Source organism: Paenibacillus dakarensis, from assembly GCF_001373415.1.
Taxonomy (GTDB): Bacteria; Bacillota; Bacilli; order Paenibacillales; family Paenibacillaceae; genus Paenibacillus_AQ; species Paenibacillus_AQ dakarensis.
In genome coordinates this window covers 41301-54807 of the sequence record NZ_CDSE01000022.1, presented here as the reverse complement: position 1 = coordinate 54807, position 13507 = coordinate 41301, and the positions used below count along the sequence as shown (strand labels likewise).

Below are 13507 nucleotides of genomic sequence, written 5' to 3'. Positions count from 1 at the left end.
AATTAATATCCTCCTTGTCCCCTCTTAAAGGACTGATTATCGTACTACAGCTTTTGAATTTGCTCATAATAAGCATTCATTTGTGTAAAGCTCATGCCGATCAGGGGCAGAACCAAATACATAAAAATGAGGACATACATTGGTGCAAATCCGATGATTCTCCCCCATGCAGCTTTTGTATCTATCATCCGTTCGTATTCTTGCTTTCGCTGCTCAAACATAAATGTCATTTCACCTTCCAAATCGTCAAAAACATCCTTGATCGGAACCTTGTCTACCGCAAGCAGCAGCTTATCCACCAGGCGTTGAAACTCCGGGAACCAAATATCTTCCTTAAGCTGCTGTAGTGCTAGCTCCGCACCGTGTTCATAATGAAGAAGGCTCTTCTGGATAGGAACCTTAAACATAACGGCAAAACGGTTCATCCATTCCAGGATGCCCTCCACAGAGATGCGTTCGACCTCTCTTAAAATAGAAATCACAGTCTGAAATTGATAGACTTCATGCTTCATTTCAAGGCTTCTAACTTTCCGATGAAACATCAAGGTCCATAGAGGAAAATAATAAGCCATAACTGCGATGACGAAAGATAGCAGCACCTCCCACCACTTTAAATATTCGTTGCTATATTGATTCAGCTTGTTCATTACACGCTCAGCAGTTAACGCGATCTGTTCTTTGGTTATCTTTCCGCTATGTACTGTCTTTACCGTCTCCTTCACCTGCTCTAACGAGAGCTTCTCCGATCGGTTCAGAGTATCCATAACTAACCGGTCCATCTCCGCTCGTTTATATGCCTCTTTTTCTTCAGCAGCATTCATCTTGCCGAATAATGTGTTTTGAGATACAGGAGCATATAACAGTTGATTCTTGGAAGTATAATGAAGATATAAACAAGTCGATATAACTGTCGTGAAGGTAACCATCACGAGGATAATTCTGCGAATATAGAACCATTCCAACTGCAGCTTCGCATTACTTTCCTTTAATATCCTAATCCTTGAATGATACTTAGGTGTTCCAGGAGCTGGAATTAATAGCTTTGTCACCATCCGAATCAGCTTGAACCTGTATATCCACCCTTCCCACGGAGTCTTTTCAAAACCTGCCCGATAATCAGATTCATTGTTTTGTTGAAGCTTTTGCAAGAGGGAATACGCTGTAATTATTACGACATAAATGGATAGCTTGGTGATATACCCCAGCTTGCTCATATAAAACTCGTCCATCGACGGAAAGCTTCCACGCGCCCAATTCTCGATTGGTTTTGTGAAAAACACGGGGGCAAGAGCAATAATATTTAAGCCTTTTAATAAGTAATCCAGCTTTTCCCTTCGCAATATTTCAAGCTGAATCTCCTTGGTTAATCCACTCAGACCCTGCAAAAAAATTGAGCTTTTCTTCTGAGCATGATCTCCAAACTCCATAACGAGATGCGAAATTCCTGCAAATGCCTTTAAATACCGGTTAGGTGCGGTTTCATAGTAACGTTCCAGCTGCTCTTCCGGATCTTGTGATACCAGCGCATTGTAAATACGATTAGCATGAATAGATATTTCATGCCCCGCAGTCTCTGCTCCCTCATAGATCGATTCCTCCACCATTCCATGCTGCTGGTAATGATGTCTTACACTGGAAAACAGCTCAACCGATTGTACTAGAATCCTCTTCTCCAAACGGTTCATAAATACATCGATTATTAAATTATGGATAACGATCCCTGCTAACAGAGTGATCAATATGAAGGCTGCACCGGGATTTGTCCAGAACAATAGAGCAGCTGACAATCCAGCTGCGGCAGCAACAGCGAGAACGACCTTCATTGTTTCATAACGCAGAGAAATTTCATCATAAGGCTGAATCATTGAAATCTTCTTTCGCATTCGCCTTACGTACGTAGACAATAACGGTATTTTTAGAGACTGGACATATACCGTCTGCATCCACTGTTTTTGCCTGTTTTTTACCTGAACGAGGATGTCGGTTTCTTGCTTGCCTGCATGGTCATATTCCTGTCTGCTTCGCTTCTGTATGATCATAATTACGGCGTACAAAATGGCACAGAACAGCAAGGAGGAGATGAGTATGTATACGAGTATGTCTTTAAAGGTCACGCTGTACCTCCCCAGCACTTCGATATGAAGCCCCTGAAGGCTTCGATATCTTGCGGCTGCATCTGTTCCTCCATCTCGTTCACACTACGATAGGATAAGGGCTCTACGGCCAGATAACCTCCATCTCTATACTCAACAACATTACGGGAAGTATAAGAGGACTGGCGGTTCTGTCTCCGAAAGTGCTCGGCACTGAGCTCCATATACCGAGCGGAGACCTCTGCTGTATTCCCGAATTCTATTCCATAATTCGGATTCCACTCCGGGAATGGCTCCACGTCACATGGGATACACTCCGTGATTCGTTCAATGTAACGGTTACCGAATGCATCCCTTTTCAGATGAATATCGAAATTGATAACACTGACTACCTGCTGCTCCGCGATGTCCTCTTGCCTGAATATGCCGCTCTTAAGCAGAGAGTTCCGCAGGGACTGAACGAGATCCTTTAATGTTTTGGCATGGTGAGTAAACACCGTGAACAGGCTTGCCACCTGAGACATTTGGATCATCCATGAGGCTACTTCATCACTCGCTACTTCACCGAGAATATTTACCGTCCCGTCGGTCTTCTTCTGCAAATCCAATCCAGCTTGTCCGCTGATGTGTTCCGTCTCTCTAAAGCTCAAGATATTCCGTCTGCTGTAAATCTTCCTTAGATGAAGCTCGAACGCCATCTCCTGCACACGCAAGGTATAGGAAGCATAAATATGCCTGACCATTGCCATAAGCAGTGTGGTTTTACCTGATCCTTGCGCCCCGGTAATGGCCGTTATCCGGCTGCCTTTCATCAGATATTTCAACAGCTCAATTGGAATTTCGGCATTTCTGCCTGTTATTAACTGTTCAAGCGTAGTGCTGTTCACGTCAAATTTCCGAACAAAAAACGCCCATGATTCTGAAAACGGAGGACGCACAACAACAACCCGGGATCCATCCTTCATTTCATTCACCTTATAACCACTTGCCTCAGACAATTGTCCGGGATGATTATATTTATAAATGTTCTGGCATACCCGCTTTAATTCCCTTACATCCCCAAATGATAAAAACCCCAAATGAATCGAAATACCCCTGTAAAATATCCACACACTTTCACATTCCGTAACCGGAGTTGAAGATTCAAATAAACAATCCTCTAAAGCATTTGTCCGAAGCTGCTTCGAAGCCCGGTCCAGCACTCCGCTTACTCCGCCGCTGACACCATCAATTCGTTGATCCCGAATTTCATCTATAACAGAAAATCCTTTGTACTGCTGGTATATTCGCTGAACAACAATGTCCAATTTTTCATGAAAGGTTAAAGCACGAATTTCGTTGTTGTAAATGTAAGCTATATCCTCAGCGGTTACGGCATATACCGCATCATCACCATAACCTGAAACCAGCCGCGGTTTTGATAAATGATAAGTCTCAAGCAGCCTCGATAACGCTTCATATTGATATTTCTGTTTGTATAAATACAGAATGACCTCAAACTGATCTTGAGGGGTCAAGGATTCGTATGTATCAAATGGAATAGCCTGATTAATATTCGACTCATTAAGCTTTATGCTTTTAACCAGCAATTCTTTCAGAAATTGTTTAACATAATCCTTATCGAGCACATTTCCGGATACACAGCCCTTTAACGCGCGCCGGAGCTCACTCCTCTTGCTTAAACGTCTGCGAAATTCCTCTTCATGGAGTCCCAGATCAGAAAGCTGACTGTGTGTCATCTGATGAAGAGTTTCCTTCACAAACTCCGTCATTGCCTTCAGGGAGTACTGTTCAAGCCCAGAATGGGTATGAATCTCCTTACTTCTTATATTCATCCAGCGTAAATACACAAAAATAACGATCAGTAGAATAATAATCACAATCCAAAGGGTATTTGAAAGATGATCGGAAAGCATCTATGCCCCCCTCTCCGTATATGCTGCCGTTGGGAGTCCGAGTTGTTCTGCCAAAGTAAGAGCCGTGTTCCGAAGAGCATGATATAACGGACTTTCCCGCTTGCGCTCTAATCCGCCTCTTCCCCTCTGGATGCAGGTCTGGATTGTACGCATATTCCATGCGTCAGTTAATTGCGAGCAATACGGAACTCCTTCAATGATCCCTTTCACACCAAAGCGCCGCTTTATGTTTTGCACCGTGCAGTGACTGGAGCCATCATAGCGGCCAAGGACAAAGCCGAACGTTTTTCCTTTTACAACATGAAGTAACTGTTCTTCTTCAAAAACTCTTTCCATTGATCTTATATTCTGGTTGAGCCCGATAAGAATGACATCTGCCGCATTCAAAATTTCTTGGTCTGCAGCCTTTGGATTTCCATTTCCTGCATCCGCAACAATGACATCATAACTGCGCGCCGCCGCTTCGATCACATGTGTCATAAGTCCCTTTTGTCTGTTATAAGAGTCTGAAGCATCCTCACGCATGCCCTCCAGCAGATCCAAGCGTTCCGGTAATATAGAAGCCGTGTAGTCCCTTAGATTCTCGGGCATCAATCTTCCGCTGGCTGCCAGTCTTTTCACCGCACTCATTCCACGATCTTGAAATGTTACAAGCGAATAATCAAGAGACAGGGAACGAAGTGTAAAAGCTTGTTCAACTCGTTCTCCGCCGGCGCCACCATGAAGCAGCAATGTTTTCAATTTAAACTCCGATGCCAGTACAATCGGTAAGCTTGCAGCTATAGCGGTTGCACCGCTTCCGCTTAACAGCGGACTCCATAACGCGATCGTTTTCATGCCATTCTCCTTTCAGCTTGCCGGAATGATCGTCTAATCTGACGGTTCTCCATTTCAGTGAGTCGCTGAACAAGATCGACAAGAGCTTTTTTATAACGTTTGGGTAATGGTTTTATTCGAAGTCTTCCCATATGTTCATTTTCAATTTTTAAAGCAAATGTTATTTCATCCCATGGAATTCTGACAGGGTCGTCCAGCCATTGTACACGGGAACTTCCCAGGAAACTTTCAATATATTCATCATCTGTAAAATCCTCAATAACATTTAAATATATCCGATGAAATGCCGGACGCTCCTGTTCGCCATAATTCTCAGATAGCCCATCCAGCCAGCTTGCTGACTTCATCAGCCCTGCAACTTCAAAGCTGCTCACCCAAATTTTTGCATCTGCGGCGCTCCAATCATCTATAGTGAGAAAGCTTTCTTGCTCCGCATCGATCAGTATGTAATCATAATCAGACTCACCTGCTGCCTTAATATGCACTAATACATCACTGAACTGCTTAAATCCGATTCCAACATCAAAGCCTGCAAACTCTGTGATTAACATGCTATCGTCCAGCCTTCGAATACAATGAGTGTATTTTCCAGCATGAGCTGCATCAATCAGGAGCACCCGCTTTCCGCTCTGGATTAATATTTTGCACAAATACATGAGCAAGTCGCTCTTATCACAGATTCCTGCGAATATCCACGTCCTCAATATGCTCCCCCCAATATTATCGTTATGGACTTGTAAAAATAGCTTCCATCTCATCATCCGTCGGCGTACCGCCGTTTACGTTATTATCTTCTATGCCTTGCCCGCCAAGGATGTCACTGGCTTCGGTTAAGCGATCCTTCTTATCTGTTTCCGTCTCATCTATGGACCAGGACCCAGATGATTGTTCAGGTAGATATCCCTCATTTACAGCAGATCCATTAGTTAATCCATTCACAGAATTCCAATCATACATTCGTCGCTCCTCTCGGGCATAGTTGAACCCGTTACCGCTTGATGACTGCATGGACTTATCCTGATTTAGTCTGCTTAAGTCCTGATCAAGTAGGGTCCGTATCGATGCTTCCAGCTGACTCTCCGCTTTCTTAACGATATTAGGATCATTTTTAATGAGCTTTATGACTTCGTGATTCGGCGGGTAGTTCGGCACTGCCCTTTCCTGCAGCTCAGGCTCAACATATGTAAGGGCATAAATAGAGGCTTCATGAAGATAGGCATCGACCATCGCACTTGAGAATAACAATATTTCCTGCTCGTTAAGCGTAGTCCAGAATGCCGGGCTCGACAGCTTATCAATCCGTTTCTTAGACAGAACAATATAATCCTGACCGGTTGGAAACTGGATCCGTATATCGACCACATCATCCTTTTTCAAATTGCTCGGCAGCCATATGGATTTCATCTCCCGGTTCCGGAGATCACGGGGAGTAGCTTCTTCAGCAAATAGCATCCCGAGCGTAATCGGCGTACCTTTTCTTAGCTCGATCTTTACCCCTTTACCTGTTACCTCCTCTATATGAGCTGGAAGATTATCAGGTGAAACGTTCACAGGTAAACGGACCTCCTGCAAGTCACCACTCTCAATAAAATGACCCGCTGGTATGTCGCGCAGCGGAACCCAGGCGCTTTTCATCGATTCCATTTCATCCAATTGTGCCGCCTCGAGTGACTGAATATGCTGCTGATATTGCTCTGTTTCCAATGCTTGACGATTAGACCTTTCGCTTTGCAAATAATAAAATCCCGAAGATAGAACCAGGCTCATTACACCTGCACCGGCAAGACCAGCGTACAGCAGTTTTTTGCTGCGCTGCCTTAAGATTGGCATCTTTATGTACTCCTTTCATTTTCACGCTTTAGCCCCATGCGAATCGGAATCTTCTTTTATGTTCCTTGGGAGTAAGGAAACCTTCATAGATGAATTCCGCAACCCGTTCTGTCTCTGCTGTTGAGGAAAAAGGATCATGAACACACGGAAATGCGGCCACTTTACTGCTGCTCAAGGATTTGCGAAGCTGCCGGACCCCATCCTCTGAAGCAAGCGGAAGTACGTATACCCGATTTGGCTGATCATGATGACTAACCATTCTTGCAAGTGTCAATACATCTTGACGCCTCCACTCTGCAGCAGAGCCAACAATAATTGGAACATCAGCCCGAAAGAACTCTTCCATTCGCTCCGTATCCCGGTAAGCACCCAAATCCAGAACCACAGCATCGTAACCGCTCGTAAGTAAAGAAATCACTTCTCCCCTTGCTGTTTGCCTCCAGAAATCAATTCCGTTTATTGAACATTTATGATTGGAACCAGGGGCTGAATTCTCTGCGATTTCTTGTATCCGTGTAAAAGCAATGGGGTCTGTTCCCATTTCAACAACGGCAACTCTGCTGTATTTTCGAGCCAAAAAGTGCCCTAGAGAAATGCAGCAGTGCGTTGTTCCGACACCAGCAGATGTGCCGAGAACGGCAGTAACCAGTGTACCCGCAGGTTTGTGTGAAACAGGTCGAATGTCTTTTTTCCCATACTTGGCATTCAGGCTCTCTCTCACTTCCTCCGCAGTTTGAAATCGCATCGCTGGATCATGCTGAAGAAGCCTCTTAATTACCCGGGGCAGCTCAACCGGAATATCCTTTCGGATATACTGCTCTGCACCCGTAAACCACTCACTGTATTTACCTCCTGTCGTAAGAAACATAAGCAATGCACCCAGTCCATATAGATCCGATCTGGCGTCCGTTTGTCCCCCTCCATACTGCTCTGGTGCAGCGAACCCTACCGTCCCCAGCTTAACCGTGTCTTCGTTAATCTCCTGCTTGTAACTTCGGGCAATGCCAAAATCAATCAGCCGTACTTCCAGCTCGTCTGTCAGCATAATATTCGAAGGCTTTAGATCTCTGAAAATGACAGGAGGCTTGTGACTATGAAGGTAGCCAAGCACCTCCAGCAGCTGGTAAGCGATCCGAAGAATAAAATCTGTGCTCACACAACCTCGGTAATTCTTGAAATATTTATCCAAAGTCGTCCCTTGAATATAATCCATAACCATATAGGTGTATCCATCACCGTCAGGCTGAAAAAAATCTACAATCCGCGGCAGGCGGGCATGGCTTAAGGTAGTAAGCAGCTCTGCCTCTGCCTGTACGGTCTGGAACATTCCTGGCTGCGTTACACTTTCTTTAATGGCCCACATCTTTCCGGGCAGCTTCAAATCCTCCGCTAAATACACATAACTCATTCCACCCTCACCAAGCTTCCGTCCTATCCGGTAGCGCTGCCCCAGAATCACTCCGCGCTCCATTTTCGAAGGATGGTTCATGCGATCCCCCTCTTTCCTTCTCTCCAGCTGCACAAAAAAAAGCATCCCGCCGGACCTTCACGATAAATCGTGCAGATCATGCGGGATGCTTTCCCCATCTTGCTTATGGTTAATTTTGGAATCATTATAGTTCAAACTTTAAGGTTTTGTAAAGATGTTTTTTATTTTCTAATACTTAATCATATATAGAGTAATTTCATCCCGGTTATGAAAGAGCTGCTTTGCCCCTTGGATTTGCATGCGGGAATCTTCGAAAATATCCATGATCTCGTGAACAAGCGCCATCGGTTTCTTTGTTAACAGTTTTACCGTTACGACCGCTGTACCGCCAGGAGCCAAGGCATAGAGTAAGTCTGTGACCAACCTTGCCATCAGTTTCGGACTCCAGCTCATATCGCATACAAGCAGGTCAAACTGTGCTTCCTTGAATTTTACGTCAGAGGCATTTTTATTCACAATGCGAAGATTGGGATGATCTAATAACGATTCATGCATTTTAGCCGGATCCACTGCCGTAACCTTGAGGCCTCTCTCAAGGAGGAAGCTGGTCCAACCGCCTGGTGCTGCACCAATATCCAGTGCATTATGGAACGATGAGAATGGAATCTCAAACTGTCTTTCAGCCTCAAGCAGCTTGAATTTTGCCCGGGATATCTGGCCTTCTTCACGCTGGAAGCGGATAGCTCCTCCATTCCAGTCGGATAAGTTGCTGGACGGATCGGATACACCAAAATACCAGGCGTTCTTCGCTGCAAACAGAGAAATAACCCACTCGGGTTCTGTGACAGTGAAATCAGCCTCCAGCGGAGATAGCTCCGTCTGCAGCCTATCACGCAAAAGTCCCGGGCTTTCCGTCCAGCTGCTGCCTTCTGCTTTTCTTACCTGGACAGATATCCGCCTTCCTTCAAGATCATCCCTTTTTAACAAACAGGCTGCCGCCTGATTTAAAGCTTCATCCGGGTCATTCCCCGGAAGCTCCATGAGAACCGGGAATATATGACGCAGAAAAATCAATGGATTATCCTTTAGACTGTCAACCGCAGCTTCTATCGTGCTTTCAAGTGTGACTACAAATACTTCACCCGGAATCAGCATCGTGCTTTTGACACTGCCGAATCGACGGCGAAGTTCCTCCTGAGCATACGGCGCAAAGCCATGATTCGCTGTACAAATTAATTTTGATGTAGATTGGTCATGATCCTGCTGATTACTTGCATTTTGTTCGTCCAAGTGGATTACCCTCCAGAAATTACTTTAATCCAGGGACGTCCTCCGTCCCATTCCAGATCGACATTGATATCATAAGTTTTTTTAATGAGTTCTTTATTTAACACATCTTCCTTGCGACCTGAGCCGGCCAACTGCCCGTCTTTAATTAATGCTACATGAGTAAATAAAGGCATAATTTCCTCGATATGATGAGTTACATATACGACAGCTATATCCCGTTGTCTTAATCGATCAATCTCCAATAGCATTTTTTCACGCTCATACAGGTCCAGACCTGCACAGGGCTCGTCCAAAATAAGCAGCTTCGGATTGGCCATTAAAGATCTAGCGAGCATTACTTTCTTACGTTCCCCCTGTGAAAGCGTACCTAACGAATGATTTGCCAAATGCCCGAAATTCATCTCATCCAGCAGGGTTAAAGCTTTTTCTTTAATATCATCAGGTATCGTTTGATAAAATCGTAAAAATGCAAATGCGCCTGTAGCGACAACCTCCCATACGGGATCACTAAAGGATAATTTTTCTAACAGAGACTGGCTTATATATCCGATTTCTTTGCGAACCTCACGCACATCACAGCGTCCGTATACATTGCCCAGCACTTCTACCCGTCCTGAACTCGGAAAGAGATAGCCTGTTATCATCTCCAGGAGTGTCGTTTTACCCGAGCCGTTTCGGCCTAGAATAACCCAGTTCTCCCCTGAGCCCATTTCAAGCGACACATTCTCAAGAATTTGCGTTTCTTCCCTTTTGAGGGATACATTCTGTAAAGAAATCACTGAATCACACCCCTGATATAATTCAAAATATCCTGCACTGATCCCATACGATACAGCATTTTAGGCGGTTCCTGCGGTTTTCCACTTATGGCTAATAAAGCCGGAACACTCCTTATCTGAAATCGCTGAACTACAGCAGGCAAAAAATTAACATCCGCTTCCAGTATAAGTTCATCAGGTAGTAGTTTTTCTGTAACATCCAGCATTCTTCTGGCAGCCCCACAGGTGCCGCATAGAGGGGTATAAAGAAACACAATCATCGGAGAAGCCGGTTTGCCTCTCTGTAATAAACGCTCCTGCCATTCCAGGCGTTCGAGCAATTCCCGCTCTGTTATTGTGATCATGGCGATTCAGCAGCTACTTTCCGTAATAACGCCTCAGGCATCGGTCCATTATGCACCTTTACCTCTGCAGGCATGTTATCGTATAACATTTCGTACATCTTTTTTCTACCCCACGAACTGGAGGTATGTAAATAAATTTGCTTAGGATAGAGCTTCTCAGACACCATGAGGGCAACAACATCTCCACCATTCATTTGATCCGGCCCAAGCTCATAATCCAGTGATAAAATATCGACATCGCATTCTCGCAGCATTAAAAGGCACTCTTCCCCATTACGTGCTAATGCAAAGCCCTTGGGGCACGAACGCCAGTCATCCAAATACAGATGAATCATGTTTCACCCTCTCCTTGTTCAAGACCAGGACAGTACTTCCGCTATATCTTCCCGATGTGTCCCGTCCGCCCCTTTTTCACTTTCCAAAACAAACGGTATTCCGGCCAATTCCGGCGATAATACAAGTTCTTGAAGAGCTTTAGTACCTATCATACCCTGTCCGATACGAGCATGGCGATCTTTTTTTGAACCAGCACCATACTTCGAATCATTCAGATGAACGGCCATAAGATGCTCCCAGTAACCTAAGTCCTTACCTTTTTGAAGCAAACTATGGGTATCATGCACGTTCCACTGACCTGCTGCAAACAAATGACAGGTATCCAGGCAAAATCCGATCTTTTCCGGATAATCGGCAAGCTCCCTCACCTTAACCAATTCTTCAAGCGTAATTCCCATAATTCCATGATCACCGGCTTGGTTCTCAATTAACAGCTTTGCTTGGCCGGTCCACGACGACAGAACATCGTTCATACAGCGAATAATGTTCTGATATCCTAGAAGCACATCCTCGTTGTTTAAATGCCCAAAATGTACAACAATTCCAAGCGAACCGCATGCCTCCGCTATAACCAAATCGTTCATAAGTGACTCTACAGTCAATCGGTAATGTGATTCTCCCCTGGCAAGGCCAGCAGCCATATTAACAGGGTATGGCGTATGGGCAATCGATACAATATCCTGCTCGCGGCAGTATGCAGCACAAGCCATGGCATCCTTCAAATCCGGCATTTTAATATGCAGGCTCCGAGGGTTCTTCGGAAAATATTGAAACGCCTTTCCTCCTATGCGATCACTTGTGCGCGCAGCCCCTGAAAATCCGCCTCGTGTACTGACATGGCTTCCAATACGGATTTTAGTACTCATGCTGACAATTCGGGCAAAAGAACACTTTTCGTCCGGTTTGTTCTGCTTTAACAATAGCCGTCCCGCAGCGTACGCAAGGTTCACCTTCACGATCATATACCTTGCATTGCTCGTTATATTTACCTGTAAGGTCGTCATCCCCTGTGAATGGCATGTCCATGTAGCCGCCACCGTCTGCAGCTTCCTTCAATACATGCTGAACACTTGTAAAAAGCTGCTCCAAGAGCTCCTCATTCAGGTTTTGAATCTTGGAGGCTGGATGTATCCGAGCGTCAAAAGCGATCTCGTCTGCATAACAGTTGCCTATGCCCGCAAGTGCATGCTGGTTTACAAGCAGACTTTTTAATGATCCTCTTCGTTTCATCATAAGGTTCACAAAGCGCTCTTGGGTCATTCTCCGATCTATAACCTCTGGGCCGAGCTGACTCAGCGTTGCGTCGACCTCTTTCGCTGATAACATATGCAAATATCCGAGTCTCAGTCCGATAAAGTGGAGCACTTTGTCCCCGAAGGCAATTTCAATCTGTGTAGAGCGGGAAGGTTGTTCTTCGCTTCCCCGGGTCAAGTACAGCAGACCGCCAAGCATGAGATGAAGCAGCAATCGACGTCCATCGCTCAGATGAAAAATGAGATATTTTCCTCTTCTCTCCACAAATATAACTCTTCGTCCAATCAGACCGGATATAAATTCTTCCGAAGGCACGTTGATTGACTTCTCCCGATTTACTTTCACATGGCTAATCGGAATATTCAGAATACTGCCTGACAGCATTCTCCGATAATTCTCCATCTCTGGAAATTCCGGCATGATTCATCTACCCCTTCATATCAAACTTCTAGTCGCAATGGTTAACCCCGCTGGAGCACAGCAGCTCAGCTGCTTCGTATAAATCTTCACATATGTAATCAGGACGAACACCGGCAGCAGTGATGTGATCTTCCATGTTGTCATGTGTCGTGATTCCTGTCATGACAAGCACCGTTCTGCAGCCAGCATTAACGCCTGCAGCAATATCGGTTCTAAGATTATCACCGACAACTGCTGTCTCGGCAGGAGAAAGCCCAAGGCGATCTGTTGCATATTTCATCAGGATGGATGAAGGTTTTCCAATGATGACCGGTTTTACACCGGAAGCAGCTTCAATAGCTGCACCGAGCGAACCTGCACCTGGTGTCAGGCCGGTATCTGATGGCAGCAGCAAATCAGGATTCGTCAATACAGATATGGCCCCTCCATGAATCCATTTTAAAGCTTTAGTCAATGAGGAATAGTTGAAGGAACGATCGATACCTTGAACAACGTATTGCGGCTGTTCTTCCGTAATATCCAAACCGGCTTCCAAAAGAGCTTGCTCAAGTCCTTCCTCTCCCAAAATCGCCACTTTGGCTCCAGGTGTTTCATGAGCAATATAACTCGCTGCTGCAAGTGAAGAGGTGCATACCTCTTCAGGCAAAGCAGAAATCCCCATCGCAGCAAGATGCTCTGCAACCTGCTGTGGAGTACGGGAAGAATTATTCGTTACAAACAAATATGGAACCTTCTTCTCACGGAGTTTACGAATAAGAGCGTCAGCTCCTTCAATTATATTCTTACCATGATACAGCGTTCCATCTAGATCAATAAGCAAACCTTTCACGTGTTCCACGTTAGCACCTTCTCACTCTGTCTGTATTTATCACATTAATAATTAACAGCATTAAACATCAGCTCTTTAAACCCTGCATGTATAGCTGCTTGTTTAGTTTAGCCAGACTATCCATTTTTCAATATAGAAACGGATAGACAT

13 protein-coding genes are annotated in these 13507 nt (G+C 44.9%); all 13 read right to left on the bottom strand.

Annotated elements, in window-relative coordinates; genetic code table 11:
* Positions 1–44: 44 nt before the first annotated feature.
* The 13 genes from BN1234_RS06300 to nucF all read right to left on the bottom strand — a co-directional run bounded on the left by BN1234_RS06300 (position 45) and on the right by nucF (position 13366).
* On the bottom strand, positions 45–2114 hold the full coding sequence (locus tag BN1234_RS06300) for a G protein-coupled receptor family protein (protein ID WP_054955811.1): 2070 nt from the start codon (positions 2112–2114) through the stop codon (positions 45–47).
* A complete protein-coding gene (locus tag BN1234_RS06295) occupies positions 2111–4009 on the bottom strand; it encodes an ATPase, T2SS/T4P/T4SS family (protein ID WP_054955810.1) in 1899 nt (632 codons plus the stop codon). The genes BN1234_RS06300 and BN1234_RS06295 overlap by 4 nt, the downstream gene beginning before the upstream one ends.
* Positions 4010–4846, bottom strand: coding sequence for a CpaE/TadZ family protein (locus BN1234_RS06290; RefSeq protein ID WP_054955809.1), 837 nt, complete (start codon positions 4844–4846; stop codon positions 4010–4012).
* Complete coding sequence (locus tag BN1234_RS06285) at positions 4843–5550, bottom strand: ParA family protein (RefSeq protein ID WP_054955808.1); 708 nt, start codon at positions 5548–5550, stop codon at positions 4843–4845. Before BN1234_RS06285 ends, BN1234_RS06290 begins: the two co-directional genes overlap by 4 nt.
* Before the next feature lie 22 nt (positions 5551–5572).
* A complete protein-coding gene (locus BN1234_RS06280; protein ID WP_054955807.1) occupies positions 5573–6676 on the bottom strand; it encodes an SAF domain-containing protein in 1104 nt (367 codons plus the stop codon).
* A 28-nt stretch (positions 6677–6704) separates the two neighbouring features.
* On the bottom strand, positions 6705–8165 hold the full coding sequence (locus BN1234_RS06275; RefSeq protein WP_054955848.1) for a serine/threonine protein kinase: 1461 nt from the start codon (positions 8163–8165) through the stop codon (positions 6705–6707).
* A 168-nt stretch (positions 8166–8333) separates the two neighbouring features.
* Entirely contained in the window at positions 8334–9395 is a 1062-nt protein-coding gene (locus tag BN1234_RS06270) for a 23S rRNA (cytidine(2498)-2'-O)-methyltransferase RlmM (protein ID WP_054955806.1), read from the bottom strand.
* A 5-nt stretch (positions 9396–9400) separates the two neighbouring features.
* Positions 9401–10174, bottom strand: coding sequence for an ABC transporter ATP-binding protein (locus BN1234_RS06265; protein WP_054955805.1), 774 nt, complete (start codon positions 10172–10174; stop codon positions 9401–9403).
* Positions 10171–10518, bottom strand: a complete 348-nt coding sequence (locus tag BN1234_RS06260; protein WP_054955804.1) for a thioredoxin family protein — start codon at positions 10516–10518, stop codon at positions 10171–10173. Before BN1234_RS06260 ends, BN1234_RS06265 begins: the two co-directional genes overlap by 4 nt.
* Positions 10515–10853: a cyclic-phosphate processing receiver domain-containing protein gene (locus tag BN1234_RS06255; RefSeq protein ID WP_054955803.1), complete on the bottom strand. Its 339-nt coding sequence runs from the start codon at positions 10851–10853 to the stop codon at positions 10515–10517. Before BN1234_RS06255 ends, BN1234_RS06260 begins: the two co-directional genes overlap by 4 nt.
* Positions 10854–10871: 18 nt before the next feature.
* The gene (locus BN1234_RS06250) at positions 10872–11816 is read right to left on the bottom strand and encodes a deoxyribonuclease IV (RefSeq protein WP_503121315.1); all 945 of its coding nucleotides are present in this window, start codon (positions 11814–11816) and stop codon (positions 10872–10874) included.
* Entirely contained in the window at positions 11710–12528 is an 819-nt protein-coding gene (gene mutM / locus BN1234_RS06245) for a DNA-formamidopyrimidine glycosylase (RefSeq protein WP_054955801.1), read from the bottom strand. Before mutM ends, BN1234_RS06250 begins: the two co-directional genes overlap by 107 nt.
* A gap of 28 nt (positions 12529–12556) precedes the next feature.
* A complete protein-coding gene (nucF, locus tag BN1234_RS06240; protein WP_054955800.1) occupies positions 12557–13366 on the bottom strand; it encodes a 5' nucleotidase NucF in 810 nt (269 codons plus the stop codon).
* Between the last annotated feature and the right edge of the window lie 141 nt (positions 13367–13507).

Excerpts from the sequence above, each read along its gene's own strand:
- BN1234_RS06280 (WP_054955807.1), bottom strand. The coding sequence starts at position 6,676 with ATGCCAATCTTAAGGCAGCGCAGCAAAAAACTGCTGTACGCTGGTCTT.
- BN1234_RS06250 (WP_503121315.1), bottom strand. The coding sequence starts at position 11,816 with ATGATCGTGAAGGTGAACCTTGCGTACGCTGCGGGACGGCTATTGTTA.
- BN1234_RS06290 (WP_054955809.1), bottom strand. The coding sequence starts at position 4,846 with ATGAAAACGATCGCGTTATGGAGTCCGCTGTTAAGCGGAAGCGGTGCA.
- BN1234_RS06255 (WP_054955803.1), bottom strand. The coding sequence starts at position 10,853 with ATGATTCATCTGTATTTGGATGACTGGCGTTCGTGCCCCAAGGGCTTT.
- BN1234_RS06295 (WP_054955810.1), bottom strand. The coding sequence starts at position 4,009 with ATGCTTTCCGATCATCTTTCAAATACCCTTTGGATTGTGATTATTATT.
- BN1234_RS06275 (WP_054955848.1), bottom strand. The coding sequence starts at position 8,165 with ATGAACCATCCTTCGAAAATGGAGCGCGGAGTGATTCTGGGGCAGCGC.
- mutM (WP_054955801.1), bottom strand. The coding sequence starts at position 12,528 with ATGCCGGAATTTCCAGAGATGGAGAATTATCGGAGAATGCTGTCAGGC.
- BN1234_RS06260 (WP_054955804.1), bottom strand. The coding sequence starts at position 10,518 with ATGATCACAATAACAGAGCGGGAATTGCTCGAACGCCTGGAATGGCAG.